This window comes from Streptomyces sp. NPDC052496, from assembly GCF_040679095.1.
GTDB lineage: Bacteria > Actinomycetota > Actinomycetes > Streptomycetales > Streptomycetaceae > Streptomyces.
Window position 1 is genome coordinate 209523 of the sequence record NZ_JBFAUH010000014.1, and the last position, 25275, is coordinate 234797.

The window sequence follows — 25275 nt, forward strand, 5'->3', positions numbered from 1 at the left end:
CGGAGGAATCCTACCGCCGGGCCGCGCCCCCGGCCGGTGCGGCCTTCGTGGGCTGCTGCTGGAGCACCAGCTCCCGCAGTACGTCCTCCATGGTGACCAGGCCCGCCAGGCGGCCGTCCTCGCCGATGACCGCCGCCAGGTGCGTACGGGAGGCCCGCATCGCCGACAGTACGTCGTCGAGCGGTGTCCCGGCCCGTACGCGGGCGATCGGCCGCAGCGCGGAGAGCGGGAACGGCAGATCCCGCGGTGAGGCGTCCAGTGCGTCCTTGACGTGCAGGTATCCCAGGATGCGCCGGGTGCTGTCGATGACCGGGAAACGCGAGAAACCGGACGTCGCGGTCAGTTCCTCCACGCCCTCCGGCGTGATGCCCAGCCGGGCCGTCACGACCTTCTCCACCGGCACCACCACATCGGCGACCGGGCGGCGGCCCAGCTCCAGGGCGTCCCGCAGGCGCTCCTTCGCCCGGTCGTCCAGCAGCCCGGCGGCCTGCGAGTCCTCGACCATCTTCGCGAGCTGGTCGTCCGAGAACGTGGCCGCGACCTCGTCCTTGGCCTCCACCCGCAGCAGCCGCAGCAGCGCGTTGGCGAACGTGTTGATGGCGAAGATCACCGGCCGCAGCGCGCGGGTCAGCGCGACCAGCGGCGGTCCCAGCAGCAGCGCCGTACGCACCGGCTCGGCCAGCGCCACGTTCTTCGGCACCATCTCGCCGAAGAGCATGTGCAGGTACGTCGCCACGGCCAGCGCCAGCACGAAGGAGATCGGGTGGACCAGGGCGTCCGGCACGCCGACCGCGTCGAAGGCCGGCTCCAGGAGGTGGGCGATGGCGGGCTCGGCGACGGCGCCGAGCACCAGGGTGCACAGGGTGATGCCCAGCTGCGCGGCCGCCATCACGCCGGAGACGTGCTGGAGACCCCACAGAACCCGGTCCGCACGGCGGTCGCCGTCCTCGGCGTACGGCTCGATCTGACTGCGGCGCACCGAGATCATCGCGAATTCGGCGCCCACGAAGAACGCGTTGACGACCAGCGTGAGCAGGCCGATGAACAACTGGAGCGCGGTCATCGGGTCGCCTCCCCGGTCTCGTCGTCGGCGCTGTCCGGCAGCGGCGCGTGCAGCAGCACCAGCGCCGCGCGGTGCCCGGAGGCGTCCAGGACGTCCATCCGCCAGCCCGCGGCCTCCAGGCTGTCCCCGGCGGCCGGGATCCGGCCCAGCTCGGTGGCGATCAGGCCGGCCAGGGTCTCGTACGGGCCCTCCGGCAGCTTCAGGCCGATCTGTTCGAGCTGGTCGGTGCGTACGGCGCCGTCCGCCTCGTAGCGGGCCCGGCCGTCCGCGTCCTCGCCCGCCGGGGCCAGGTCCGGCGTCTCCAGGGGATCGTGCTCGTCGCGTACCTCGCCGACGACCTCCTCGACGATGTCCTCCAGGGTGGCGACGCCCGCCGTACCGCCGTACTCGTCGATGACCACGGCCATCGTCTGCCGTCCGGACAGCCGGTCCAGCAGCTTGTCGACGGTCAGCGTCTCCGGTACGAGCAGCGGCTCGCGCAGCAGCTCGGCGACCGGGTGGCGGGAGCGGCGCCCGGCGGGCACGGCCAGTACGTCCTTGATGTGCGCGACACCGACCACGGAGTCCAGGCTGCCGCGGTAGACGGGGAAGCGGGACAGGCCGGTGGCGCGCGTCGCGGCGGCCACGTCCTCCGCCGTGGACTGCACGTCCAGGGCCGTGACCTGCACACGCGGAGTCATGACGTTCTCCGCGGTCAGGTCGGCGAGGGCGAGGGTGCGGACGAACAGCTCGGCGGTGTCCGGCTCCAGGGCGCCTTCCTTGGCGGAGTGCCGGGCCAGCGCGACCAGTTCCTGCGGGCCGCGGGCGGAGGCCAGTTCCTCGGCGGGCTCCATGCCCATCCGGCGGATCATCCGGTTCGCGGTGTTGTTGAGGTGCCCGATGAGCGGCCGGAAGGAGGCGCTGAAGCCGCGCTGCGCGGTGGCGACCCGGCGGGCGACGGGCAGCGGGCTGGAGATGGCCCAGTTCTTGGGCACCAGCTCGCCGATGACCATCAGGACGACCGTGGAGACGGCCGTACCGAGGACCAGGGCCACGGAGTCACCGGCGGCGGGCGGCAGGCCGAGGGCGTCGAGCGGTCCGGCCAGCAGGGCGGCGATCGACGGCTTGGCGAGCATGCCGATGACCAGGCCGGTCACGGTGATGCCGAGCTGTGCGCCGGACAGCTGGAACGTCAGACTCCGGACGGCCTTGAGGGCGCTGTCCGCGCCGCGCTCGCCGCGCTCCACGGCGCGTTCGAGGTCGCTGCGCTCGACGGTCGTCAGCGAGAACTCGGCCGCGACGAAGACGCCGCAGGCCAGGGTCAGGAGCAGGGCCACGGCCAGGAGGAGCAGCTCGGTCATCGGGTCACCTCCGTCCCATGATCGAACAGGACCGGGAGGTTCGCGCCTCGGGCGCGGACGGGATGACAACTGGGAGGCTCGCCCATGGCTGGACGCTCACTCCTTTCATTGGGAGACGTGGAAGGATCCATGGTAAAGGATGGGCAAAGCAGGTTGCGGGCCGTGGCGAGGAGAGGGAGCGCCGGGCAGGGGCGGGTCGGGACGGGGGACCGGCCGGGGAGCAGGTCAGGGCCGGGGCAGCGGCTTCACCCACCGCCGCCAGTGGTCCTCGCGCCGGTAGCCGGCCGCGGCCCACGCCCGCTGGGCCCGTTCGTTCGCCTCCAGCACCATGGCGTCCCCGCGCCTGCCCTCCACGGCCAGGAAACGGCGCTCGGCCGCTTCGAGCAGCGCGGTCGCGACGCCCTGCCTCCGGTGCGACGGCAGCACCGCGAGCCGGTACAGCGAGCACCGCCAGCCGTCGTACCCGGCGATCACCGAGCCCACCAGGGTTCCGCCGGACTCCGCGAGGATCAGGGCCTGCGGATCCCGGCCGATCAGCCGGGTCACCCCGGCCACGTCGTCCGTAATGGAGGTGCCTTCCGCCGCCTCCTCCCAGAAGGCGAGCACGGCCTTCGCGTCATCCGGTACGGCGGTCCGTATCTCAAGATCGATCATGTGCGGAAGCCAAGCACGGAACGGCGCCGCGCCGCCATGGACTTCCGTATACCGGGACGCGGCTCGCCACCGGCCGGGAGAGCCGCCGCCGGTCCGAACGCCCGGCCCGTGCTAACTGCCCTTCAGCTCCTCCATGACCGGCGCGAACGCCTCCATGGAGGGGTCCAGGACGGTGATGTACGAGAAGCCGTAGCGCTCGCGGTGTTCACGCAGCTGCTCGGCCATCTGCGCGACCGTGCCGAACAGGAACGTCGGCACGTGCAGCGCCTGTTCCTCGTCGACGCCGATGCCGTGCCCGGCGATCTCGCGAGCCACGGCGCGCCGGTCGTCGGTGACCCGTACCTGCTGGACCAGAATGTTCAGCTCGGCCGGGGCCGGGCGGTCCGCGGCTGCCCGGTGGTAACCGGCCAGGGTGGCGTCGAGGGCTTCGGGCGCGAGGAGTTCGAGAGTGCCTTCCGGCTTGCCGGGGGCGGGCCGGCCACCGGTGAGGGCCACGATGTCGGCGTGCCGGGCGGCGAGGCGCAGCATACGGGGACCGTTGCCGCCGATCAGCAGCGGCGGCCGGGGCTGCTGGGCCGGCTTCGGGCCGTGTTCCGGGTCGCCCAGGAGACGGTCCAGTTCCTCGACCGTACGCGTGAGGTGGTCCACCCGTTCGCCGGGAGTACCCCAGGGCAGGCCCGCCTTGTCGTGCTCGGCACGTACGTACCCGGTGCCCAGGCCCAGTTCGAGCCGGCCGTCGGTGAGGAGGTCGGTGGTGGCCACCTCGCGGGCCAGCAGGGCCGGGTTCCAGAAGCCCGCGTTGAGGACGAAGGTGCCCAGGCGCGGGCGCTCGGTCACCTCGGCGGCGGCGATCAGCGCGGGAAACGGCGCGGGCATGCCGAGGTGGTCCGGTGCGAGCACCACGTCGTAACCCAGGGACTCGGCCCGGCGGCACTTCTCCCGCCAGGTGGGCCCCGACTCGATGGTGAGCATGTTGACGCCGAAGCGGAACGGACGTGGCATGGGGCCCCCTTGAGATGCGTGCGCGCGGCGGTGGGCCGGCGCGTGCGGTGGTCGCGTGGTGCGGACAGCCGGCGAGTGTAGTGAGAATGCGCCTCGCATCGAACACTTCGGTGGGTGGCCGGGACGGGGAGAGGGGGGCGCCGTGCAGCCGCGACGGACCACCTTCTGCCTACGGTGAACACCGGCCCGACCTGGCTGAACGGTCACTACGGTCCAGTCTCATGACGATCACGACACGTACGGTCGAATACCCGGCCGATGCTCTCACGATGGTCGGGCACCTCGCGCTCCCTGCCGGTGACGAGCGTCGGCCCGCGGTCCTGATCGGGCCTGAGGGGATGGGGCTCAGCGACGTCGAGCGCCGCCGGGCCGATGCCCTGGCCGAGCTGGGATACGTGGCGCTGGCCTTCGACCTCCACGGCGGGCGCTATCTGGACGACCCCGAGGAGATGCTGTCCCGTTGCCTGCCGCTGCTCGCAGACCCCGACCGGATGCGGGGCATCGGCCATGCGGCACTCGACGTGCTGCGCGCCGAACCGCGGACCGACCCCGACCGGGTCGCCGCCATCGGCTACGGCACCGGGGGCGCGATTGCGCTGGAACTCGGACGCGACGGAGCCGACCTGCGCGCAATCGGTACGGTCAACGCACTGACCACGGGCCGACCGGGCGAGGCGGCACGCATTCGCTGCCCCGTGTGGGCCGGGGTCGGATCGGAAGACCCGATCATGCCACCCGCGCAACGGGAAGCGTTCACCGCCGAGATGCGGGAGGCGGGCGTCGACTGGCGTTGCGTGGTCTACGGCGGGGCCCTGCACGCCTTCCACCACCCACCGGTCAACCACAGCACGCCCCCGGGCGTCGGCTACCACCCACGACACGCACAGCGAGCCTGGCGCGACATCGTCGATCTGCTCGCCGAATGCCTGCCCGTTACAGAGTGATCAGGTCGGCTTCCGGCGCTCACTCGTGCCCGGGGCGTGGTCCGCGTCACGGGTCAGTCGTTTTGCTGCGGGCGGCCTGGGTGGTGGTCGGTGCCGGGGGCCTGGTGGTTGGTGGAGGTGGTGTGGTTGGTGGAAGTGGTAGTGCCGGTGGGGGTGGTGTGGTCGGTGGTGCCGGTGGGGATGCGGCGGGGCCGGGGTCCGCGGTGAGGACCTGCATGCGCGCCAGTACGGATGCGGCGCTGGGCCGTGGCATCTCGTCCACGATCCGGCCGTCCGCCAGGTAGAGCGCGAGGTCGGCGTGGGCCGCCGCGTTCGGGTCATGGGTCACCATCACGACCGTCTGCCCGAGGCCGTCCACCGCCTCCCGCAGGAACTGGAGCACCTCCAGCCCCGAGCGGGAGTCGAGGTTGCCGGTCGGCTCGTCCGCGAAGATCAGCGCGGGGCGGGCGGCGAGCGCCCGGGCGCACGCCACCCGTTGCTGCTGCCCGCCGGAGAGCTGGGCGGGCCGGTGCCGCAGACGGTCGCCGAGCCGGAGGGTGTCGATCACCTCACGCAGCCACTCACGGTCCGGTTTGCGGCCGGCGATGTCCATGGGCAGCGTGATGTTCTCCTCCGCCGTCAGGGTGGGCAGCAGGTTGAACGCCTGGAACACGAAGCCGACGTGGTCCCTGCGCAGCCGGGTCAGCCGGCGGTCGTCCAGGCCGGTGATCTCCCGGTCGCCCAGCCACACCCGCCCGGCCGACACCGTGTCCAGGCCCGCCAGGCGGTGCATCAGCGTGGACTTTCCCGACCCGGAGGGGCCCATCACCGCCGTGAACTGCCCCCGCCCGATCGACACGTCGACCCCGTCCAGCGCCACGACCTGGGCCTCGCCCGTCCCGTACGTCTTGACCAGCGACACCGCCCGCGCGGCCGACCCGCCGCCCTGCGTGGCGTACGGCACCCCGCCTGAGACCGGTGTGGACACGTCAGCCTCCCGACGTCGGCCCCGTGCCTTACGGGGCGGCAACTCCCGCGTGGGCCACGACAGTAGGGCAGCTCCGGTCGTCCTGGCATCCCCCTACGGGCCGGCCCGCTCCCGTCGTCCATCCTGGCATCCTCCGCGGACCCGCCCCCTGGCCGGCGCCCGGTCCCGGCGCGCGGTCCGGACACTCAGCGGCCGCCCGGTCCCGGCGCGTGGTCCGTACACTCAGCGCCCGGCCGACGGCACCGTAACCGGGTTGTGGAACCTCACTTCCGGCCAGTCCTTCGTGGGGCCCTGGAGGAGGGGCTGGGGTAGGTGCCGCAGATGCTGCTCGAAGAACGCTCCCACGTAGGCGCGGGTGAGGGCGGCCGAGCGTCGGCCGGTCAGCGGGGGCTGTGTGTCCGACGGAGCCGTGGGGCTCGCGGCCGGCCGGCCGAACTGGTCGGTCAGGACAGGCCCGTCGCTGAAGGTGAGGTGGTCGGAACCGGCGACGGTCAGCCAGCGCTTCCAGCCGTCCAGCCGGCTCCAGGCCAGGTCCCAGGTCCGGTCCCGGCCGCCGGGCCGGTGCACCTCGTTGTCGGTGCCGAGCATGAGGAAGGGGCGGGAGCCGAGGCCGCCGGCCGGTACGGGGTCCTGGAACGCCCCGTCCATGTTGACGCCGGCCCGTATGCGGCTGTCGTGCGCCATGGCGGACACGGCGCTCGCGCCGCCGAGCGAGTGACCCGCCATGCCGATGCGCTTCTTGTCGATCATGTGGGAGTGCCGCCAGGCGGGCCGGTGCCCGGTGAGCCGGTCCAGGACGAACGAGACGTCCTGGCCCCGGCCGACGGCCGCCAGCCGGGCGCCGTCCTCGGTGCCGTACACCTTCTCGCAGGCGACGCAGGTCAGGATCCGGCCGCCGGGGAAGGCGGTGCCGACACTCTCGTAGGCGTGGTCGACCACCGCGACGACGTACCCCCGGGAGGCCAGGTCTTCCGCGAGGCTGGTCAGGGAGTAGCGGGGCGCGCTGAATCCGGGCGAGACGACCAGCAGCGGATAGGCGCCGGCCGCGGGGCGGGCGTCCGCGCGGCCGTGTACGGCCGTGTCGCTCAGGGCCTCGGGAGTGATCCTGCCCTCCCAGCCCTGGGCCTTGAGGAGGTGCCGGCTCTCCTCGACGGTGGCGTACCGCGCGGGCGTGCCCGTACCGCGGCGGGCCGGATAGTGCAGGCTGACCATCAGCTCGCGGGCTTCCGCCGTAGGCACCCACGGGTCGCGGCGGCTGTGGTCGGTGAGGTGCAGCGTGGACCGGCCGACCGCGTAGGGCCCGGTGGGCGCGGGCAGGCGCAACTGCGCGGCGGCCTTCGTGTCCGTACGGACGGGTGGCGTGGTGGACGGCGCGGCGGGCGGGGCAGCGGCCCAGGACGTGCCCGCTGCCGCGGCGAGCGGCAGTGGAAGGCTGAACACCAGCGACAAGGCGACGGCTCCGGCCGCGCGAGGAAGTCTGATCACACGGATGACGCTAGATCCGCGCGCGGCCCGGCGCGTCAGCCTGCGGGTTGATCATGGACGTGGTCCGCGCCGTGCGAGCCACCCGGCGCACGGGAGTTGAGCTGCGGTTTCATGGGGAGGGGGCGTTGTCCGGGGGAGACGGCCGAGGCTGGAATCCGGATACGTGTACGACCCCAGGCGGATGCCCACCCGGCCCTCGGCCGGTGCCCGGAAGCGCCGTTCGCGCCGCTGAGCAGCGGGTTCGGTCGCCGCCCTGGCGAACGGGGTGAGCAGCGTGTGGCCGGCCCCGCTGCCCTCGTACGCCTACGGGCTGACACGAGCCCCGGGCCGAGCGGGACTCGGTGGCAACGGCTCCCGGCCGGCTGGCACACACCTCGCCATGACGATGACCTGCCGAAAGGCTCATGCCGCGTAACCGGCCAGGCGCGCTGCGCGCCGCGCGGCGCTCGTCGGCTTGGCTCCTCCGTCCCTTGTCAGTGGTGTGGTGCATGATCGGTGCACCGGAACACGAAGGGGACGGGAACGGGACGGGGACGGGGCATGCACATCACCGACCAGCAGGTGGCAGAGCACGCATTCCTGCGGCAGCTGTACGCGGACGCGGGCGCGGAGGAGCTGATAGCCACCCGCGCCTGGTGAGGGCGCGTGCGTCACTCCTCCTCCGCCTGCTCCTCCCCGGACTGGCGTGCCACGCCCAGTACCGTCCATGGGAGGGCGGGGCCGGGGCCCAGGATGCGGGTGCGGCGGTAGGTGGTGACGGTGAAGCCGGCGGTGTGGAGTTCGGCCAAGGGGGAGCGGGAGAGGTGGCAGTTGCCCATCAGGAGGGGCCAGACCGTACGGTCCAGGGCCCGCTGCACCGTGGCGGGGCCGTGGCGCAGGGAGCGTCCGTGTTCGAAGAAGCGCAGTTCACCGTCGGGCCGCAGCACCCGCCGCAGTTCCGACAGCGAGCGCTGCACGTCACGTACCGAGCAGAGCACCAGCGACACCACCGCCGCGTCGAAGGCTTCGCTCTTGACCGGCAGCGCCTCCGCCGTGGCCGGTACGACGTCCACCGGGATCCCGGCGCGTGCCGCTTCGGTCAGGGCCCGTTGCCGCAGGGTGCGTTCGGGTTCGATGGCCACCACCTCGGCGACGGTCCGCGGGTAGTGGGCGAAGTTCGCTCCCGTGCCGGCGCCGATCTCGATCACCCGGCCCGAGAGCCCGGCCAGCAGGTCGCGCCGCAGGGCCGTGAGCCCCGAGCGGTGGTCCGCGATGTGCGCGTACCACCGGGCGAAGAACGGATGGTGCACGACTCCCCGCTCGGCCCTCGTGCGCTGTGGCATGGCTGGATCCCTTCACCGTACGACGTCCGCCGGTTCGAGTGTCCGCCGTGCCGCGCCGGGACACCACTGTCAAAGCGCGGCGGTGCCGCCGAGGACGGGCGCCAGCCAACTCGGGGCCTGTGCGCGGAAGTCCTCCGGGGGCAGGCTGCCGGCGCCTTCCGGGACGCGTCCCAGCAGCGGCGCGCCGGCCGCCCGCGGAAGGTCGTCGAGGTTGCAGCGCGCGGCGAGGCCGGGGGCCGCGGGCCAGCTGCCCACCACCACGCCGGGGCTGTCGATCCCGTACGTGCGCAGGGCCAGCGCGGTGAGTGCCACCGCGTTGAGCGTGCCCAGGCCGGCCTGGGCCACGACCAGTACGGGAGCCCCGGCCAGGCGTGCCGCGTCGGCGAGGGTCGCGCCCTGCTCGTCGAACCGTACGAGCAGGCCGCCCGCGCCCTCGACGAGTACGAGGTCGTGCGAGGCCGCCAGTTCGGTGGCCGCCTTCGCGATCTCCTCGGGGCGTACGGGCGGCAGGCCGGCGCGCCGCGCGGCGGTCTCCGGTGCCAGCGGCTCGGGGTAGCGCGCCAGTTCGGCGGTGGTGACCTGGGGCCCGGCGAGCCGGACGACTTCCGCCGTGTCCCCCGGCTCATGGGCGGCGACCCCGGTCTGGGCGGGTTTGAGCACCGCGACGGACCGGCCCTGGGCGAGCGCCGTCGCGGCGAGGGCCGCCGTGGTCACGGTCTTGCCGATCTCCGTGCACGTTCCGGTCACGAACAGCACCGACACGTCGTTTCTCCTGTCGTCGAGCATGGTTGTCGGCCGCCCTGGGGGCCCGGTGGCCGGAGCCCCCAGGGCGGAAACCGGGGATCACCCCTGGGGCCCTCACCCCTCGCGTGCCACCGCGCGCATCGCCGCGCAGACGCGTGCCACGTCCTCGTCCCCGGTGATGTACGGCGGCATCGCGTACACGAGGTCGCGGAACGGGCGCAGCCACACGCCCTCCCGTACGGCCGCCCGCGTGGCGGCCGCCATGTCGACCTGGTGGTCGAGCTGGACGACCCCGATGGCGCCGAGGACCCGTACGTCCCGTACGCCGTCCATGGCGGTGACGTCGGCGAGGCCGTCCCGCAGGCCGGTCCCGATCCGTTTGACCTCGCGGGCCCAGTCCTGGGAGAGCAGCAGGTCCAGCGAGGCGTTGGCGACCGCGGCGGCCAGCGGGTTGCCCATGAAGGTCGGCCCGTGCGCGAGCACCGGCACGTCACCCCGGGAGATCCCGTCCGCCACGGCCGGCGTGCACAACGTCGCCGCCATGGTGAGATAGCCGCCGGTCAGGGCCTTGCCGAGACACATCACATCCGGCGTGACGCCCGCGTGGTCGGCGGCGAACAGCGCTCCCGTACGGCCGAAGCCGGTGGCGATCTCGTCGAAGACCAGCAGGACGCCGTGCTCGTCGCACGCCTCGCGGAGCACGCGCAGGTAGCCGGGGGAGTGGAAGGCCATGCCGCCCGCTCCCTGGACCACCGGCTCCACGATGACCGCTGCCAGCTCGTGGGCGTGCCGCGCGACCAGCTCGCGCAGCTGTGCCGCGTAGGCCGGGTCCGGCGGGGCGTCGAACCCTGGAGGCGGTGTGTCCGCGAACAGCTGCCGGGGCAGGGCGCCCTGCCACAGCTCGTGCATCCCGCCGTCCGGGTCGCACACCGACATCGGCTGCCAGGTGTCGCCGTGGTAGCCGCCGCGCCAGGTCATCAGCCGCTGTTTGCGCGGCCGGCCGACGGAGCGCCAGTACTGGAGGCACATCTTCACGGCGACCTCGACCGACACCGATCCGGAGTCGGCGAGGAAGACGTGTTCCAGCCCGTCCGGGGTGATCTCCGCCAGCCGGGCGGCGAGCCGTACGGCGGGCTCGTGCGTGAGCCCGCCGAACATCACATGGCTCATCCGGTCCAGCTGGCCGCGGACGGCGTCGTCGAGCACGGGGTGGCGGTAACCGTGCACGGCCGACCACCAGGAGGACATTCCGTCCACCAACTCGGTCTGTCCCTCGACAGGTTCGGACAGTCGCAGTCGTACGCCGGAGGCCGACGCGACGACCAGCGGCTCGGCCCGGCCGGGCATCGGGCCGTACGGATGCCAGACGTGCTGCCGGTCGAGGGCCAGCAGTTCGGGCACGGAGAGCTGGGCGGCCTCAGGCATTCGGCGGCAGTTCCGTACCGGCGCCACGGCGGCGTACGGAGACCAGGTCGGTACGGGCTCCGGCGGTCGGGGCGGTCGATGCGGCCGGGGAGGTCGCGGCGCCCGTGGCGGCCCGTTCAGCCGGCTCCGCCGCCGTTTCGCCGTCCCCGCACGGCCCGCAGCCGCCGCCCCCGTGGCCACCGCAGCCGTCGCCCGGGAGCGCGTCCGCGCGGTGCTCCGGCAGGGTGGCGGTGTCCGTGCCTTCCACCTCGAAGCCCGCGTCCGCGATCATCGCCAGGTCGTCCTTGCCCGCCTGGCCCTCGCTGGTCAGGTAGTCACCGAGGAAGATGGAGTTGGCCAGGTGCAGGGCGAGCGGCTGCAGCGAGCGCAGATGCACCTCGCGCCCGCCGGCCAGCCGTACCTCCACGTCCGGGCAGACGAAGCGGACCATCGCCAGGATGCGCAGCGCACGCTGGGGCGTGAGGTTCCACTCCTTGGCCAGCGGAGTGCCCTCGAAGGGGATCAGGAAGTTGACGGGCACCGAGTCGGGGTCCAGCGCGCGCAGCGCGAACACCACGTCGACCAGGTCCGCGTCGGTCTCGCCCATGCCCGCGATCAGGCCCGAGCAGGCGGACAGGCCCGCCGCCTGCGCCTGTTGGACCGTTTCGACCCGGTCCGCGTAGGTGTGGGTGGTGGTGATGTCCCCGTAGGTGGCTTCGGACGTGTTGAGGTTGTGGTTGTAGGCATCCGCGCCCGCTGCCCGCAGCCGGGCCGCCTGGCCTTCCGAGAGCAGGCCGAGGCACGCGCACACCTCGACGCCCTCGTTCTGCTCCTTGATGGCGGCGATGGTCTGCGAGACCCGGTCCACGTCCCGGTCCGTCGGCCCGCGGCCACTGGCCACGATGCAGACCCGCTTGGCACCGCCGGCCACCCCCGCCGCGGCCGCCTCGGAGGCCTCCTCCGGCTTGAGCCAGGTGTACTTGAGGATCTCGGCCTTGGAACCGAGCCGCTGGGAACAGTACGAGCAGTCCTCGGGGCACAGCCCCGACTTCAGGTTGACCAGATAGTTCAGCTTCACCCGCCGCCCGAACCAGCGGCGGCGTACCTTTCCGGCCGCGGCCACCACGTCGAGCAGGTCGTCGTCGGACGTCGCCAGCACGGCGAGCGCCTCTTCGCGGGTCGGCAGTTCGCGCCGCAGCCCCTTGTCCACCAGCGTTGTCAGCAGATCCATGGCGACGATCCTGGCGTACGCCCACGGCCCGCGACCATGGAGGAACCCGACAAGGGCGCTGATCCGGGGTGTGTGCATGGCCACACCGTAGGACGGTGTAACGACCGCTAACGTCTATCGACAGCCCACAAACGCGAAGGAAGCCGATGCATCAGGACGACCCCGCGCCGCCACTGCTCCGCGACGTGCCGGCACCGCCTCACGACGGGTCCGCCGGGGCACCCGTCCCCGACCGCGGCACCGCGCCGGGCACCGACGCGCGGGCCGCCGCGTTCGGCTGGATCGATACGGCCCGCGAACAGCGCCGCCGGGCGGGGCTCGTCCGTACGCTACGGCCGCGGCCGGTCGAGTCACCGCTGCTGGACCTGGCGAGCAACGACTACCTCGGCCTGGCCCGGCACCCCGAGGTCACCCGCGGCGCCGCGCAGGCCGCGCACCGCTGGGGCGCGGGCGCCACCGGCTCCCGGCTGGTCTCCGGCAGCACCGAGCTGCACGCCCGCCTGGAGGCCGAACTCGCCGAGTTCTGCGGCTTCGAGGCCGCCCTCGTGCTGTCCTCCGGTTACGCGGCCAACCTCGCCGCCGTCACCGCGCTCGGCGGCCCCGGCGGCCTGATCGTCTCGGACGCGGGCAACCATGCGTCGCTCATCGACGGCTGCCGGCTCGCCCGCGCCAGGACCGTCGTGGTGCCGCACGCCGACCCGGACGCGGTCCGCAAGTCCCTGGACGGCCACGACGGCCCGGCGCTCGCCGTCACCGACGCCGTCTTCTCCGTGGACGGTGACGCCGCGCCCCTGCGGTCCCTCGCCGACGCCTGCCGGGCGCACGGCGCGGCGCTGCTCGTCGACGACGCGCACGGCCTGGGCGTTCTCGGCGACGGGGGGCGCGGCACGGTGCACGCGGCCGGGCTGGCCGGGGATCCGGACGTGGTCGTCACCGCCACCCTCTCGAAGTCGCTCGGCAGTCAAGGAGGCGTGGTGCTCGGCCCGGCCCGGGTCATCGAGCACCTGGTCAACACCGCGCGGACGTTCATCTTCGACACCGGTCTCGCCCCCGCCGCGGCCGGCGGCGCCCGTACGGCACTGCGCCTGCTGCGCCGCGAGCCGGAACGTGCCGGCCGGGTCCGCGCGGTGGCGGCCGAACTGCACCAGCGGCTCAGCGCCGCCGGGCTGGCGGCGGTCCGCCCGGACGCCGCGGTGGTCTCCGTACGGGCGCCCTCGCCGGAGCAGGCCGTCCGGTGGGCGGCGGACTGCCGGGACGCGGGCCTGGTGGTCGGCTGCTTCCGGCCGCCGTCCGTGCCCGACGGCATCTCCCGATTGCGCCTGACCGCCCGCGCGGACCTGACGCCCCGGCAGGCGCGGGAGGCCGTACGGACGGTGGTGCGGACGGCGCCGGTCAGCGGCTAGGCGAGCCGGCCGGCGAAATTCCGGAGGACCGGCCGGGCGTGCCGGTCCGCGTATCGCCGTCGTACGGCGATCGCGCTCATCCGACCTGCGCGAAGCGGTTGTCGGCCAGGCCGTCGACGAAGGACTGCCAGGCCGGAGTGGTGAACAGCAGGGCCGGCCCGGCGGTGTTCTTCGAGTCGCGCACCGCGAGCAGGCCGGACCCGATGCGCGCCGTCTCGACGCAGTTGTTCATGGCGGTGCTGTGGCTGCTGCGCCGCCACCGTGCGCCGCGCAGCGCTGCGTGGACGGGATCGTGCCCAGGCGGGAGTGACATGACGGCCTCCTCAGACGCCGGCGCCGGCCCATGAGGCAGCGGCGGTCCGGGCGATGAATTGCGCTGACTTCTCGCATGAGAGGGCGCGCCCCCGCAGCGTGTCGAACGCATCGCTGTACGCCCTGAGGTCTGCTTTCTGTTCCAAGTAGAGGCTACTCGTCAAATGGTCGAGAACAACCACATCCAAGTCAGAAGTGAGCGGAAATGAGAAGATAACGAAAGGGCCGGTGATGCCGATGTGTACACCGGATGCGAAGGGCAGCACCTGGAGGCGCACATGCGGCAACTGCCCCACGTCCAGAATGTGCCGCAGCTGCGCCGCCATGACGCCGGGCGAACCGACCTCCCGGCGCAGCACCGCCTCGTCCAGCACCGCGTGCAACTCCAGCGGCCGCTCGCCCCGCAGCACCTCCTGGCGCGCGATGCGCACCTCCACCAGCTCCTCGACCTGCTTCGCCGGCAGGTCCGACAGCGTGGCGCGGGTCACCGCCCGCGCGTAGTCCGGCGTCTGCAGCAGCCCCGGCACCACCGTCGTCTCCAGCGTGCGCGCCCGGGACGCCTCGTACTCCAGGCTGATGAAGTCCCGGTACTCCGGCGGCAGCAGGTCGCGGTACGTGTGCCACCAGCCGTGCCGCCCGCCGCCGTCCTGCGTGCCGCCGGCGCACAGCGCCCCCAGCAGCGCACGCAGTTCCGCGTCGCGCACACCGTACGCGTCGAGCAGCAGCTCCACATCGGCCCGCCGGACACCACTGCGCCCGGTCTCGATACGGCTCACCTTGGACTGGTGCCAGCCGACCAGCCGCGCGGCCTCACCACTGGTGAATCCGGCCAGCGTCCGCTGGCGCCGTAATTCCGCTCCGAGCTTGCGGCGGCGCACCGCGGGCCCGTACCGCATACCGCGTCCTCCGTCTCGTTCCGCGGGGAGCGCCGCGGGTGCGCCCGCCCCCTGATGGCCGGTTCCGATCCGACAGTGTGCCGCCCAAATACGGTCTCGCGTAGCAGGGTTCACCGCTTCGGGCGACAGATATATGCACTTCTCGGTGGATGACGCGTCACAGCCGCAGCATGAGTGGCAGGCTGGCGCACAGCAGCAGTCCGAGGCCGGAGCGGAAGGGGCCGGGAAGGGCCCGGAAGGCCGGATGCGATGGCGGCTTCCTTCGGCAGCGGGCCGGAGTCGAGCCTCGGGTGGGAAAGGGACGGCGTCGCGATGGCAGACCACCAGGAATCCTCACTCACCCTGCCCAGCGCACCGGCATCGGTCGCGGAGGCCCGCAGGTACGTCACCGGCGTACTGGCCGAATGGGGCCTCCCGGACGGGACGGAGACGGCCGACACCGTACGGCTGATCGTCTCCGAACTCGCCACCAATGCCGTGCAGCACACGTTCGGCAGATCACCGGCGTTCACCGTCGACGTCCGGCTGGACCGGGACGAACGGCTGCGGATCGGCGTCACCGACGACCATCCGCGCTGGCCGAAGCGGCTGCCGGCCGCCGTGCAGCAGGACAACGGGCGGGGCATGGTGATCGTCCGCTTCCTCGCCGCCGAATCGGGCGGGCAGCTGACGGTCGAACCCACCGCGTCCGGGGGCAAGACCGTTTGGATCGACCTGCCGTGGAAGGTGTTCCTGCCGTAGCGGAACGGCCGTACGGGCCGGTTCCGGCTCAGGGGGCGCTCAGTGCCTGGTCAGGAAGCGCGGCTTGCGGCGGCGGCCCGTACCGCACGCGCAGCCCACGCCGTCGTCCCGAACCTGCCGGTACGTGGGACTGGCCTCGCGCCCGCAGCGGGAACAGCGGCACGGCCACGGCTCGTACGCGCCCGGGCAGGGGACCAGCGGCGTCAGCCCGGCGGCATACATCACGCGTTCGGCGACGGTGGCCGGACCAGGGGCACCCTCCGGGACGGCCGGCGCGGCCGCAGGTACCACGGGGCGCGCGGGGGGAACCGGGGCCACGGGCGCGGGAGCCGCAGGCGGTACGGGAGCCACCGGACCCCCGCCTGGTCCGCCGCCGAGATCTCCCGGATGCCACTGGTGCAGGCAGGAGGCGCACCACCACAACAACTCGCCCGCACCGTAGACCCCCTCGTCCTCCCACAGCACGTCCGTGCTGCCGCAGGCCGGGCAGGGGGTGGCGGGGGAGCGGCGGCGCAGAAGTCCGCGCAGGTTCACGAGTCGGTCCTGGGGTGCGTGTGCGGGTGCTGGGGCGGGTGCAGGTGCATGGGTCTCCTCACGTGCTAAGGAGACTTCATCGGTTCACCGTCGCCAAAGCAAGGACGACCAGGTCACAAAAGATCTCGGCGGCGCGGCGTCCCCGCGGCGTCCGCGGACCGCGGGGGTACCGCGCGAAGGCGCCGGGCGCTCAGGACGACGAGTCGCGTGCGGACGGCTTGATGTGCCCGTTCACATGCCCCAGTACGCGCGGCAGCAGCGCCCACAGCCCGGCGCACGTCACCAGCGTCACCGAGCCCGCCGCCACGCCCGCCCCGCGCCCCAGGACGACGTCGACGACCAGCAGGACGGCACCGGCCAGCGCCAGCGCGAGCACCGCCATGCCGGCCGCCGTCAGCCGCGCGGAGACCTCCACGATCAACCCCTTCGCGCGCCGCCGGAACAGCACCCGGTGCACCGCCGCCGGCGCCGTGAGCAGCAGCGTCGCCAGAACGGCCAGCAGCAACGTGCTCACGTAGAAGCCGCGTTGCGTGGTGTCCAGGGACACGAAGCGCGGGGTGAACGCCAGCGTCAGCAGGAAGGCGAACAGGATCTGCACGCCGGTCTGCAGGACGCGCAGTTCCTGGAGCAGTTCGCCGAAGTTGCGGTCGTAACGCTCCAGAGGTGTCTCGTTGCGGTCCGCGCACACGGTGTACCGGGCGGAACCGGGCGGCCGGTGCGGTTCGGGTGCGTCGGCGGTGCCCGGCGGTTCGGAGTGTCCGGTCAGTTCGTTCCGGTCGTCGTCGGTGAGGGGGGCCATTGCGTGCGGGTATCCGCCGACGCGTTGATCACTCCTCGGACGCGTACGCGTCCGCGTACGCGAGTGCGGGAACCTGTACCCGCGTACGTACGGGGGACCGGCGCGGCCGGCGGATTCACCACACCGACGGACCGGGTGGTCAGCGCACCCGTCCGTACGAGACGCTGCGCGACCAGATGCGTTCCAGCCGCACGACGGTGCCGGGCTTGGGCGCGTGCCAGATCTTGCCGTTCCCCGCGTAGATGCCCACGTGGTAGATGCCGCGGCGGGAGTGGAAGAAGACCAGGTCGCCGAGGCGGCGCGCGGAGGCGGACAGGTGCCGGGTGCGGTTGTACTGGGCCGCCGCGGTACGGGGCAGCCGCTTGCCGGCCCGCTTGAACGAGTACAGCGTCAGCCCCGAGCAGTCGAAACGGTAGGGCCCGCTGGCTCCGTACTTGTAGGGCGCCCCCTTCTTGGAAGCGGCGATCCGCAGTGCTGAGGCCGAGGTCGACGCGGCTTCCGCGTCCCCGGTGGCTCCTGGTACGACCAGTGTTCCGCCGACCGTGGCGAGGGCGAGGAAGGAGATCACTCCGGCTCGCGCCAGCAGGGGGGAAGTGGTGGTACGCGCGGTCATGCGCAACCCTTCGTCAGCCGCCTGCGAAGGAGTACCTGTCGGGTTCGGGCAGGCGAAGATGCCCGGTCGCGGTATCGACAACGACTTCACCCCAAGGGGCCGTCCGGCCGTGGTGGCCGGCGGACCCGTCGTGCTCGGGTCCTCCGCTCCTGCCGGTCCAGGCGCATCGACCAGACGTCCGGTACGGCGGCAGGATTGGGCGTCCGTCCGGACCGCCCCACCGCTGTGGCGGGGGCTTGTCGTCGAGGCGATCGTTGCGCACCTCGCGCCCGGATTCCGAGCAGAAACAGCGGTATGTGACGTTGGTCACCTCTGCGCCGTTCGGGTGGACGGACGGCGTTGCGCGGGGGCTCAGCGACGGGTGGGGATGCGCGTACCAGCCCCGGAACGTGATGTTCCGCTCGACACGTACGTACGTCGCGCAAGCCGTGTGGCGCAGCACGCGGTCTCGTGGCTACGCCGTTCGGGCGAGCCCGAACGGGCTTCGTGTCGGCATACGGGCGGGTCCTTGCGGTGCTGTAGCACCTCATTGCCGCCGCTGTCGCCCCTGTCCGGGATGTGTCGCGTGGGACGGACGGGTTTCCTGTGTGCCGGAGGTGTGGGAGGGGAGGGCGCCCGACCCCCGTCCGGACGCCCTCCCGGCCGGTGCGGCGGCGCTGTCGTGGCCGCGCGCCCGTGCTGCGGCCCTCTCCCGGCGGAAGAGGGCCGCGGCCTGTGGCGCAGTCAACTGCGCGGCGGAGGTACGGCGATCAGCCGCGCGCGGCGCTCGCCGTCCAGCACGCGCAGGGCCTGCGCCAGCGTCCCCGCGTGCAGTTCGCTCTCGCCGCGGTCGTGCATCAAGGCCAACGCGTCCCGCAGGGCGGCGGATGTGCCGACCAGGGCCTGTGCGGCGCGCAGCCCGCCGTAGGTGTCCGTGCCGCGGGCCGGATTGATGCGCCCCAGCAGGTCCAGGACCGCCAGGTAGCTGTCGATGACCTCGCCCTCGGCGCGCGTCAGCGCGGGCAGCGGCGGCAGTTCGGGCGGCAGCATCCCGGATTCACCTCGCGCCGGCGGCCGCGGGGCGCTGTTTGCGGCTGCGGGTGAGCCCGTCGACGAGTCCGTACGCCATGGCGGCCTCGGCGTCGAAGACCTTGTCGCGTTCGAGGTCTTCGGAGACCCGCTCGGCGGTCTGGCCGGTGTGCCGGACGAGCATGTCCTCCAGCAGTGCACGGGTACGCAGCAGTTCGTCCGCCTGGATCCGGAGATCGTCGGTCTGTCCCTGTACCGGTTCGCTGAACGAGGGCTGGTGAATGAGGATGCGGGCGCCCGGCAGGGCGAGGCGCTTGCCGGGCGTGCCGGCCGCCAGCAGCACCGCCGCCGCCGAGGCGGCCTGGCCCAGGCAGACGGTTTCCACGTCGCAGCCCACGAACTGCATCGTGTCGTAGATCGCGGACATCGCGGTGAAGGAGCCGCCGGGAGAGTTGATGTAGAGCGAGATGTCCCGGTCGGGGGCGTCGTGGTCCAGGTGCATGAGCTGGGCGATCACATCGTTGGCCGTGGTGTCGTCGACCGGGGTGCCGAGGAAGATGATCCGCTCGCTGAGCAGCTTGGAGTACGGGTCCATGGTCCGGGCCCCGTAGGAGGTGCGTTCGGTGAACTCCGGAAGGACGTGGCGGGCCTGGGGGCCGTTCATGGGGAACTCCTCTTCCCTGAGCGTGAGCGTCTGTAAAAAATGTACAGAACGTACGTAGAGCTAGATGGGAGCACGATCCCCGGAGGGAAAGCAATGCCTTGGGCGGGTGAACCGCCGGATGCTCGCTGACAGCGAAAACCTCATGGAGCGTCAGAAGCGTTGCCCACGCGCCCGGCTGACCGGCCGTGTGTCCGCGCCTTCGCCGGCGCGTCCGGTCGCTGTGCACAATGGCCGCTGTACGCCGGTGACCACCCGCGAAGGACATCCGATGCCCGACCTGTCCCGCCTCGCGCCCCTGCCGCCCGAGGCCGCTTCCGACGACCCCCACGCACTGCGGGAACGCCTCCACAGCGCGCTCGCCGAAGCCCTGGTCAACGGCACGCTGGCGCCCGGGCAGGAGTACGGAGAGCCGCGGATCGCCCAGCAGCTCGGCGCTCCCACCGCACCACTCCGGGAGGCCCTGCTCCTCCTGGCCGCCCAGCGCCTCGTCGAGTACACCGGCCCGGAGACGGTACGGGTGACCCCGGTCGACGCCGCCACCTGCCGGGACACCGCCACTGTGCTGCACGGCCTGTACCGCACCGCCGTGCTCGGCGCGCCGTGGCCGCTCCCCGAGGGAGACCTCGCCGCCCTGCGTAACGCCGCTGCCGCGCAGGTGCGCGCCGTCGCGGGTCGGGACGCGGTGGAAGCGGCGGGCAGCGAACGCGCGCTGTGGAGCGTCTTCGTCCACGCCTGCCGCAACCGGCCCCTGTACGACGCCGTCACACAGCTCGCCCCCGCGTGGCAGCGCGCACAGCACCTCGAACTTCCCCTGCCCGAGAAGCCGGAGGCCGCCTGGGAAGCCCTCCTGGCTGCTTGTACGGCGGGCGACCGGCAACGCGCGCTGCACTGCACGGACGAGCACTGGCAGCGCGCGCTGCGCGGTGCGGACGAGCGCTGCGGGCGCGCGGGCGGCACGACCACGTCCTGAGCCAGCAGCCGGTGGAGCGGCCGATGGGAGGACCGGGCGGCGCGTTCCAGGCGCAGCGTTTCCGAAGGGTACGTACGGACGTACAGCGGCAGGCCCGCGCGCAGCGCGTCAGTGGTGCAACGTTCCGGCCGAAGTCCCCCGCGTACTCCGGCGCCGGTCCGGCGCGTGGCGTGCCGGACCTCCTCCGGCGTCCCATGCGTCTCGCCCGCGGTCCCGCCGGACAGCACGAGGCGACACCTGACACGGGAGCCCCCTGGCCAAAGGAGCCCTTGCGGAATCCTCACGTACGGAAACCGCCGTTCCGGCCCGGTCCGCCCGGGTACCCGGCGGGCGCACCCGAGTTCCTCGGGCCCAGCCGAGTCCAGGAGGACGCGATGGCCACCGCTTCATCCGCCGGATACCCGGAATCCGGCCGCTCCCAGGCCGCCCGTGCCGAGCGGCACACGAGCGCGGAGACCAAGCCCGCGTTCAAGAGCACCGAGTTCTTCGTCTACGTCGCCGCCGTCGTGGCGGTACTGGTCGCCTCCGCCGTCGTCGGCGGCGGCGCCACCGACGTGGACGTCTTCCCCGCCGACCAGGCGTGGCTCTACGTCACGCTGCTGACCATCGGATACATGATCAGTCGCGGCCTGGCCAAGTGCGGCAGCCGCGAACCCACCGACCGCAGCACCACCTGAGCGCCTCGGCGCCCGCGGCCCGGCAGCGTTGCCGGGCCGTCGGCGTGCGCGCGGCGCGCGTGTCCCGCCTGTGGGCATCCGCCGGACGCCCGTGGAATCGGGCCGCCCGTGGAATCGGACCGCTGCGGATTCCGGCCGCCCGGGGAATCCGCCCGCCCGCAGCCCTGGCCGGGATGTCGTGGGCGCGACCTAAGCTAGGACCATGGCTTATGAGATTCCGGTGACGCAGGCCCGGGCGGAGTTGGCGGACCTGATCAACCGCGTCGTCTACGGCGGCGAGCGGGTGGTCGTCACGCGCCACGGCAAGCCGCTGGTGGGACTGGTCTCCGCCGCCGACCTGGCGCGTCTCGACGCGTACCGCGAGGCGGAGGAGGCCGCGGCGGAGGAGCAGGTGATCAGCACGGTCTCCTCGGTCCGGCAGTTCCCGGCCCCGCCCGGCGAGTGGCGCCGCTTCGGCATCGCGGCGGAACACCGCGGTACGGCGGGCGACCGCGGAACGGCCGGCGGGCACGGTGCCGCGGGCGAGCACGGCGGCCCGGGCCCCGGGGAGCGCTGACCGGGCAGCGCGGGCGGACCGCCACTGCCCGGTCTCCGGGCGCCGTGCCGGAGCGGCCCGGCGTCAGGAGCTGAGCTGCCAGACCGCGTCGGCGATGGCGGCGGTGTTGTTGCCCAGTGCCGTGTCGTCGATGTTCTTCGTGGTGTCGCAGGACGCGTGGTAGCAGGCGTCGAACGCCTTGCCCGCCGTCCCGCCCCACTTCTTCGCCTGCTCGGCGGTCTTGATGTAGTCCGCTCCGGAGAACAGGCCGCCCACCGGGACGCCGGCGTCCTTGAACGGCGCGTGGTCGGAGCGGCCGTCGCCCTCCGTCTCGATCTCGGTGGCGATGTTCTTCGCCGCGAAGTGGTCCTTGAAGACCTTCTCCAGGCGCGCGTCGTCGTCGTACACGAAGTAGCCCGGGTTGGGCGAGCCGATCATGTCGAAGTTCAGGTACGCGTCGAGCTTGCCGCGGTCGTCGGCGGACAGCCCGTCCACGTAGTGCCGGGAGCCGGCGAGCCCGTACTCCTCGGAGCCCCACCAGGCGAACCGCAGGTGCTTCGCGGGTTCGAGGTGGGCCTTGGAGACCGCGAGGGCCACCTCCAGGATGGCCGCGGAGGCGGAGCCGTTGTCGTTGATGCCGGGGCCCTCGGTGACCGAGTCGAGGTGGGCGCCGGTCATCACGGTCCGCTCCGTGCCGCCGCCGGGCCAGTCGGCGAGGAGGTTGTAGCCCTTGGTGCCGTTACGGGTGAACTCCTGGACGGTGGTGGTGAAGCCGGCCGCGTCCAGCTTGCCCTTGAGGTAGTCCACGGAGGCCCGGTACCCGGCCGTGCCGTGGGCGCGGTTGCCGCCGTTGGCGTCCGCGATGGACTGCAGCTGGGAGAGGTGGGCCTTGACGGCGGCGGCCGGGATGTCCGGGGCGGCGGCGGCCGCGGGGGTGGTGGCCGCCGCTCCCGCGACGGGCCCCAGCAGGGCGGCGGCGAGCGCGGCGCACGCGCCGGCGGCCGGTGCCGCGCGGCGTATTCGGGTGGCACGTGTGCGGGTGGAGCGGGTGGGGTGGGGGGTGTTGGGGTCGAGAGACGTATGGGGTGTGCGGGAGGTGTGGGAAGTACGGGGCGGACGGATCACGTGGGGGCTCCGATGCTGATGTGGGGGGTGGTGCCCAACGGTTGACGTGCGCATGAGAATTCCGAGCGATCCCTGCCGCGTCAAGAGCGAATACCGGACCGCGGTGTCCGCATAGGGGGCGCACCGGGCCGAAGCGGTACAGCGGGCCGCCCGGGTGGTGCCGGCGGGGCCGGACCGGTGGCGTAGCGCGGCCGACCCGCCGAGTTAACGCCGGTGAAATGGCGCGGAACTAGCCTGCGGCCGTCGGGTCATTGATGGAGCGGAGCTGGAGAGTCGTTTGCTCCTCCTTTAATTACTGTGTGATACATCTGCTTTTGCGGGTGCATCACCACCCGTGACCTGGGCGAATGCGCCCAGCGCGAAGACGGTGAGGTGAAGGTATGCAACTGACCCCGCACGAGCAGGAACGCCTGATGATCCACGTGGCGGCCGACGTGGCCGAGAAGCGGCGCTCCCGCGGGGTACGGCTCAACCACCCGGAGGCCGTCGCGCTGCTGACCGTCCACATCCTCGAAGGCGCGCGGGACGGCCGTACGGTCGCCGAGCTGATGTCGACCGGACGCAAGGTGCTCACCCGTGAAGAGGTCATGGAGGGCGTCCCGGAGATGATCCACGACGTACAGGTCGAGGCGACCTTCCCCGACGGCACCAAGTTGGTCACCGTCCACGAGCCCATCAACTGAGGGCGGGGACCGCGACCATGATTCCCGGCCAGATCCTGCACGCCGACACGCCGGTCCGCCTGAACCCCGGGCTCCCCGTCACCCGGCTGACCGTCCTGAACGCCGCCGACCGCCCCGTCCAGGTCGGCTCCCACTACCACTTCGCCGAGGCCAACCCGGGCCTCGACTTCGACCGTGCGGCCGCGCACGGCAAGCGGCTGAACGTTCCCGCCGGCTCCGCCGTGCGCTTCGAGCCCGGCATCCCCACCGAGGTCGAACTCGTCCCCGTCGGGGGCAAGCGGATCGTCGCGGGCCTGCGCGGCGAGACCGGAGGCTCCCTCGATGGCTGACCTGACCCGCGCCGCCTACACCGATCTGTACGGCCCGACCGCCGGTGACCGGGTGCGGCTGGCCGACACCGACCTCCTCGTCGAGATCACCGAGGACCGGGCGGGCGGCCCGGGCCACGCCGGTGACGAGGCGGTCTTCGGCGGCGGCAAGGTGATCCGGGAGTCGATGGGCCAGTCCCGCGCCACCCGCGCCGAGGGCGCGCCCGACACCGTCGTCACCGGCGCGATCGTCCTGGACCACTGGGGCGTGATCAAGGCGGACGTCGGTATACGGGACGGCCGGATCGCCGCGCTGGGCAAGGCCGGCAACCCGGACACCATGGACGGCGTCCACCCGAACCTGGTGATCGGCCCGGAAACCGAGGTCATCGCGGGCAACGGCAAGATCCTCACAGCCGGCGCCATCGACACCCACGTCCACTTCATCTGCCCCCAGCAGGTGGACGAGGCGCTCGCCTCCGGGGTGACCACCCTGGTCGGCGGCGGGACCGGCCCGGCCGAGGGGAGCAAGGCCACCACCATCACCCCCGGCTCCTGGCACGTGGCCCGGATGTTCGAGTCCATGGACGGCCTGCCCGTCAACGTCGGTCTGCTCGGCAAGGGCAACACCATGTCCGCCGCCTCGATGCGCGACCAGCTGCGCGCGGGCGTCCTCGGCTTCAAGATCCATGAGGACTGGGGCGCCACCCCCGCCGTGCTCGACGCCTGCCTGCGCGTCTGCGAGGAGAGCGGCGCGCAGCTGGCCATCCACACCGACACCCTCAACGAGGCGGGCTTCCTCCAGGACACCCTGGCGGCCATCGCGGGCCGCGGCATCCACGCGTACCACGTGGAGGGCGCCGGCGGCGGCCACGCGCCCGACATGATCGCCATGGTCTCCGAGCCGAACGTACTGCCCGCCTCCACCAACCCGACGCGGCCGCACACCGTCAACACCGTCGAGGAGCACCTCGACATGCTGATGGTCTGCCACCACCTCAACCCGGCCGTGCCGGAGGATCTGGCGTTCGCCGAGTCCCGGATCCGGCCCTCGACCATCGCGGCCGAGGACATCCTGCACGACCTGGGCGCCATCTCGATCATGTCGTCGGACGCCCAGGCGATGGGCCGCATCGGTGAGGTCGTCCTGCGGACCTGGCAGACCGCGCACGTGATGAAGAAACGGCGCGGCACGCTGCCCGGCGACCTGCTCGCGGACAATGCCCGTGCCCGCCGCTACGTCGCCAAGTACACCATCAACCCGGCCGTCGCCCAGGGCATCGACCACGAGGTCGGCTCGGTCGAGGAAGGCAAGCTGGCCGACCTGGTGCTGTGGGAGCCGAAGTTCTTCGGCGTCAAGCCGCACCTGGTCATCAAGGGCGGCCAGATCGCGTACGCGCAGATGGGCGACGCGAATGCTTCCATCCCGACCCCTCAGCCGGTGCTGCCGCGGCCGATGTTCGGCGCCATCGGCCGGGCACCGGGCAGCAACTCCGTCAACTTCGTCTCCGAACAGGCCGTCGCCGACGGGCTGCCGGAACGGCTGGGAATGGCCAAGTCCTTCCAGGCCATCCGCAGCACCCGCGGTGTGACCAAGGCGGACATGCGTAACAACGACGCGCTGCCCCGTGTCCACGTCGATCCCGACACCTTCACGGTCACCATCGACGGCGACGTGGTCGAGCCCGCTCCGGCCGCCGAACTGCCGATGGCGCAGCGGTATTTCCTGTTCTGAGTGGCCGAGGGTGGGTGAGGCAGTGGGGAAGTGGGGTGTGGGGATGAGTGGGGCGGCGTTGCTGGTCCTGGCGGACGGGCGGTTTCCGGCGGGTGGGCATGCTCATTCCGGTGGGG

The 25275-nt window shown here is 72.6% G+C and carries 26 protein-coding genes, 1 pseudogene and 1 riboswitch; of the genes and pseudogenes, 10 read left to right on the forward strand and 17 right to left on the reverse strand.

The window, feature by feature from the left end; translation table 11 throughout:
• Positions 1-10 precede the first annotated feature (10 nt).
• The 4 genes from AB0L45_RS20430 to AB0L45_RS20445 form a co-directional block, all read right to left on the reverse strand.
• Positions 11-1063: a hemolysin family protein gene (locus AB0L45_RS20430; protein ID WP_365841780.1), complete on the reverse strand. Its 1053-nt coding sequence runs from the start codon at positions 1061-1063 to the stop codon at positions 11-13.
• The gene (locus AB0L45_RS20435) at positions 1060-2403 is read right to left on the reverse strand and encodes a hemolysin family protein (protein ID WP_365841782.1); all 1344 of its coding nucleotides are present in this window, start codon (positions 2401-2403) and stop codon (positions 1060-1062) included. Before AB0L45_RS20435 ends, AB0L45_RS20430 begins: the two co-directional genes overlap by 4 nt.
• 225 nt (positions 2404-2628) lie before the next feature.
• Complete coding sequence (locus AB0L45_RS20440; protein ID WP_365841784.1) at positions 2629-3057, reverse strand: GNAT family N-acetyltransferase; 429 nt, start codon at positions 3055-3057, stop codon at positions 2629-2631.
• A 111-nt stretch (positions 3058-3168) separates the two neighbouring features.
• On the reverse strand, positions 3169-4059 hold the full coding sequence (locus AB0L45_RS20445) for an LLM class F420-dependent oxidoreductase (protein ID WP_365841786.1): 891 nt from the start codon (positions 4057-4059) through the stop codon (positions 3169-3171).
• 221 nt (positions 4060-4280) lie between these two features.
• Between AB0L45_RS20445 and AB0L45_RS20450 the strand changes: the two genes are divergently transcribed.
• The gene (locus AB0L45_RS20450) at positions 4281-5003 is read left to right on the forward strand and encodes a dienelactone hydrolase family protein (protein ID WP_365841788.1); all 723 of its coding nucleotides are present in this window, start codon (positions 4281-4283) and stop codon (positions 5001-5003) included.
• A gap of 46 nt (positions 5004-5049) precedes the next feature.
• Here AB0L45_RS20450 and AB0L45_RS20455 read toward each other — a convergent pair whose 3' ends face one another.
• From AB0L45_RS20455 to bioB, 6 genes are all read right to left on the reverse strand, one after another.
• The gene (locus tag AB0L45_RS20455; protein WP_365841790.1) at positions 5050-5970 is read right to left on the reverse strand and encodes an ABC transporter ATP-binding protein; all 921 of its coding nucleotides are present in this window, start codon (positions 5968-5970) and stop codon (positions 5050-5052) included.
• Between the two features lie 222 nt (positions 5971-6192).
• Complete coding sequence (locus AB0L45_RS20460) at positions 6193-7455, reverse strand: alpha/beta hydrolase (RefSeq protein WP_365841792.1); 1263 nt, start codon at positions 7453-7455, stop codon at positions 6193-6195.
• 650 nt (positions 7456-8105) lie between these two features.
• Complete coding sequence (locus AB0L45_RS20465; protein WP_365841794.1) at positions 8106-8777, reverse strand: class I SAM-dependent methyltransferase; 672 nt, start codon at positions 8775-8777, stop codon at positions 8106-8108.
• A gap of 69 nt (positions 8778-8846) precedes the next feature.
• Positions 8847-9539 carry a dethiobiotin synthase gene (gene bioD, locus AB0L45_RS20470; RefSeq protein WP_365841797.1) on the reverse strand — a complete coding sequence of 231 codons (693 nt, stop codon included), beginning with the start codon at positions 9537-9539 and terminating at the stop codon, positions 8847-8849.
• A gap of 96 nt (positions 9540-9635) precedes the next feature.
• Positions 9636-10946: an adenosylmethionine--8-amino-7-oxononanoate transaminase gene (locus AB0L45_RS20475; RefSeq protein WP_365841799.1), complete on the reverse strand. Its 1311-nt coding sequence runs from the start codon at positions 10944-10946 to the stop codon at positions 9636-9638.
• A complete protein-coding gene (gene bioB, locus AB0L45_RS20480; protein ID WP_365841801.1) occupies positions 10939-12156 on the reverse strand; it encodes a biotin synthase BioB in 1218 nt (405 codons plus the stop codon). The genes AB0L45_RS20475 and bioB overlap by 8 nt, the downstream gene beginning before the upstream one ends.
• 146 nt (positions 12157-12302) lie before the next feature.
• Between bioB and AB0L45_RS20485 the strand changes: the two genes are divergently transcribed.
• Positions 12303-13559: an 8-amino-7-oxononanoate synthase gene (locus AB0L45_RS20485; RefSeq protein WP_365841803.1), complete on the forward strand. Its 1257-nt coding sequence runs from the start codon at positions 12303-12305 to the stop codon at positions 13557-13559.
• 76 nt (positions 13560-13635) lie between these two features.
• Here the strand turns inward: AB0L45_RS20485 and AB0L45_RS20490 are convergent, their stop codons facing one another.
• Both AB0L45_RS20490 and AB0L45_RS20495 read right to left on the reverse strand, forming a co-directional pair.
• Positions 13636-13872 carry a DUF397 domain-containing protein gene (locus AB0L45_RS20490; RefSeq protein WP_365841805.1) on the reverse strand — a complete coding sequence of 79 codons (237 nt, stop codon included), beginning with the start codon at positions 13870-13872 and terminating at the stop codon, positions 13636-13638.
• 10 nt (positions 13873-13882) lie between these two features.
• Positions 13883-14767, reverse strand: coding sequence for a helix-turn-helix transcriptional regulator (locus AB0L45_RS20495; protein WP_365841807.1), 885 nt, complete (start codon positions 14765-14767; stop codon positions 13883-13885).
• Between the two features lie 312 nt (positions 14768-15079).
• Between AB0L45_RS20495 and AB0L45_RS20500 the strand changes: the two genes are divergently transcribed.
• On the forward strand, positions 15080-15508 hold the full coding sequence (locus AB0L45_RS20500; protein WP_365841809.1) for an ATP-binding protein: 429 nt from the start codon (positions 15080-15082) through the stop codon (positions 15506-15508).
• Positions 15509-16232: 724 nt separating this feature from the next.
• Here the strand turns inward: AB0L45_RS20500 and AB0L45_RS20505 are convergent.
• The 4 genes from AB0L45_RS20505 to AB0L45_RS20520 form a co-directional block, all read right to left on the reverse strand.
• On the reverse strand, positions 16233-16841 hold the full coding sequence (locus tag AB0L45_RS20505; protein ID WP_365841811.1) for a DUF6328 family protein: 609 nt from the start codon (positions 16839-16841) through the stop codon (positions 16233-16235).
• 139 nt (positions 16842-16980) lie between these two features.
• A complete protein-coding gene (locus AB0L45_RS20510; protein ID WP_365841813.1) occupies positions 16981-17454 on the reverse strand; it encodes an NlpC/P60 family protein in 474 nt (157 codons plus the stop codon).
• A gap of 3 nt (positions 17455-17457) precedes the next feature.
• A riboswitch (cyclic di-AMP (ydaO/yuaA leader) is annotated at positions 17458-17628 on the reverse strand.
• A 549-nt stretch (positions 17629-18177) separates the two neighbouring features.
• Positions 18178-18483, reverse strand: a complete 306-nt coding sequence (locus AB0L45_RS20515) for a hypothetical protein (RefSeq protein WP_365841815.1) — start codon at positions 18481-18483, stop codon at positions 18178-18180.
• A 7-nt stretch (positions 18484-18490) separates the two neighbouring features.
• Positions 18491-19126 (reverse strand): ATP-dependent Clp protease proteolytic subunit, encoded by a 636-nt coding sequence (locus tag AB0L45_RS20520; protein WP_365841817.1) that lies wholly within the window; start codon positions 19124-19126, stop codon positions 18491-18493.
• Positions 19127-19394: 268 nt separating this feature from the next.
• Between AB0L45_RS20520 and AB0L45_RS20525 the strand changes: the two genes are divergently transcribed.
• The 3 genes from AB0L45_RS20525 to AB0L45_RS20535 all read left to right on the forward strand — a co-directional run bounded on the left by AB0L45_RS20525 (position 19395) and on the right by AB0L45_RS20535 (position 21329).
• Complete coding sequence (locus tag AB0L45_RS20525; protein WP_365841819.1) at positions 19395-20096, forward strand: FCD domain-containing protein; 702 nt, start codon at positions 19395-19397, stop codon at positions 20094-20096.
• A 374-nt stretch (positions 20097-20470) separates the two neighbouring features.
• Positions 20471-20773, forward strand: coding sequence for a hypothetical protein (locus AB0L45_RS20530; protein ID WP_365841821.1), 303 nt, complete (start codon positions 20471-20473; stop codon positions 20771-20773).
• 202 nt (positions 20774-20975) lie between these two features.
• Positions 20976-21329: a type II toxin-antitoxin system Phd/YefM family antitoxin gene (locus AB0L45_RS20535; RefSeq protein WP_365841822.1), complete on the forward strand. Its 354-nt coding sequence runs from the start codon at positions 20976-20978 to the stop codon at positions 21327-21329.
• 63 nt (positions 21330-21392) lie between these two features.
• Here the strand turns inward: AB0L45_RS20535 and AB0L45_RS20540 are convergent, their stop codons facing one another.
• Positions 21393-22433, reverse strand: coding sequence for a M28 family metallopeptidase (locus tag AB0L45_RS20540; RefSeq protein WP_365841824.1), 1041 nt, complete (start codon positions 22431-22433; stop codon positions 21393-21395).
• Between the two features lie 380 nt (positions 22434-22813).
• Here AB0L45_RS20540 and AB0L45_RS20545 point away from each other — a divergent pair, with 380 nt between their 5' ends.
• The 4 genes and pseudogenes from AB0L45_RS20545 to AB0L45_RS20560 form a co-directional block, all read left to right on the forward strand.
• Positions 22814-23116, forward strand: a complete 303-nt coding sequence (locus AB0L45_RS20545; protein ID WP_030017664.1) for an urease subunit gamma — start codon at positions 22814-22816, stop codon at positions 23114-23116.
• 17 nt (positions 23117-23133) lie between these two features.
• Positions 23134-23445, forward strand: coding sequence for an urease subunit beta (locus AB0L45_RS20550; RefSeq protein WP_365841826.1), 312 nt, complete (start codon positions 23134-23136; stop codon positions 23443-23445).
• Positions 23438-25159, forward strand: coding sequence for an urease subunit alpha (locus AB0L45_RS20555; protein ID WP_365841828.1), 1722 nt, complete (start codon positions 23438-23440; stop codon positions 25157-25159). Before AB0L45_RS20550 ends, AB0L45_RS20555 begins: the two co-directional genes overlap by 8 nt.
• Before the next feature lie 43 nt (positions 25160-25202).
• Positions 25203-25275, forward strand: a pseudogene (locus AB0L45_RS20560) (urease accessory protein UreF); the annotation flags it as partial.

Excerpts from the sequence above, each read along its gene's own strand:
- AB0L45_RS20430 (WP_365841780.1), bottom strand. The coding sequence starts at position 1,063 with ATGACCGCGCTCCAGTTGTTCATCGGCCTGCTCACGCTGGTCGTCAAC.
- AB0L45_RS20435 (WP_365841782.1), bottom strand. The coding sequence starts at position 2,403 with ATGACCGAGCTGCTCCTCCTGGCCGTGGCCCTGCTCCTGACCCTGGCC.
- AB0L45_RS20440 (WP_365841784.1), bottom strand. The coding sequence starts at position 3,057 with ATGATCGATCTTGAGATACGGACCGCCGTACCGGATGACGCGAAGGCC.
- AB0L45_RS20445 (WP_365841786.1), bottom strand. The coding sequence starts at position 4,059 with ATGCCACGTCCGTTCCGCTTCGGCGTCAACATGCTCACCATCGAGTCG.
- AB0L45_RS20450 (WP_365841788.1), top strand. The coding sequence starts at position 4,281 with ATGACGATCACGACACGTACGGTCGAATACCCGGCCGATGCTCTCACG.
- AB0L45_RS20465 (WP_365841794.1), bottom strand. The coding sequence starts at position 8,777 with ATGCCACAGCGCACGAGGGCCGAGCGGGGAGTCGTGCACCATCCGTTC.
- AB0L45_RS20475 (WP_365841799.1), bottom strand. The coding sequence starts at position 10,946 with ATGCCTGAGGCCGCCCAGCTCTCCGTGCCCGAACTGCTGGCCCTCGAC.
- bioB (WP_365841801.1), bottom strand. The coding sequence starts at position 12,156 with ATGGATCTGCTGACAACGCTGGTGGACAAGGGGCTGCGGCGCGAACTG.
- AB0L45_RS20485 (WP_365841803.1), top strand. The coding sequence starts at position 12,303 with ATGCATCAGGACGACCCCGCGCCGCCACTGCTCCGCGACGTGCCGGCA.
- AB0L45_RS20490 (WP_365841805.1), bottom strand. The coding sequence starts at position 13,872 with ATGTCACTCCCGCCTGGGCACGATCCCGTCCACGCAGCGCTGCGCGGC.
- AB0L45_RS20495 (WP_365841807.1), bottom strand. The coding sequence starts at position 14,767 with ATGCGGTACGGGCCCGCGGTGCGCCGCCGCAAGCTCGGAGCGGAATTA.
- AB0L45_RS20500 (WP_365841809.1), top strand. The coding sequence starts at position 15,080 with ATGGCAGACCACCAGGAATCCTCACTCACCCTGCCCAGCGCACCGGCA.
- AB0L45_RS20505 (WP_365841811.1), bottom strand. The coding sequence starts at position 16,841 with ATGGCCCCCCTCACCGACGACGACCGGAACGAACTGACCGGACACTCC.
- AB0L45_RS20510 (WP_365841813.1), bottom strand. The coding sequence starts at position 17,454 with ATGACCGCGCGTACCACCACTTCCCCCCTGCTGGCGCGAGCCGGAGTG.
- AB0L45_RS20515 (WP_365841815.1), bottom strand. The coding sequence starts at position 18,483 with ATGCTGCCGCCCGAACTGCCGCCGCTGCCCGCGCTGACGCGCGCCGAG.
- AB0L45_RS20520 (WP_365841817.1), bottom strand. The coding sequence starts at position 19,126 with ATGAACGGCCCCCAGGCCCGCCACGTCCTTCCGGAGTTCACCGAACGC.
- AB0L45_RS20525 (WP_365841819.1), top strand. The coding sequence starts at position 19,395 with ATGCCCGACCTGTCCCGCCTCGCGCCCCTGCCGCCCGAGGCCGCTTCC.
- AB0L45_RS20530 (WP_365841821.1), top strand. The coding sequence starts at position 20,471 with ATGGCCACCGCTTCATCCGCCGGATACCCGGAATCCGGCCGCTCCCAG.
- AB0L45_RS20535 (WP_365841822.1), top strand. The coding sequence starts at position 20,976 with ATGGCTTATGAGATTCCGGTGACGCAGGCCCGGGCGGAGTTGGCGGAC.
- AB0L45_RS20545 (WP_030017664.1), top strand. The coding sequence starts at position 22,814 with ATGCAACTGACCCCGCACGAGCAGGAACGCCTGATGATCCACGTGGCG.
- AB0L45_RS20550 (WP_365841826.1), top strand. The coding sequence starts at position 23,134 with ATGATTCCCGGCCAGATCCTGCACGCCGACACGCCGGTCCGCCTGAAC.
- AB0L45_RS20555 (WP_365841828.1), top strand. The coding sequence starts at position 23,438 with ATGGCTGACCTGACCCGCGCCGCCTACACCGATCTGTACGGCCCGACC.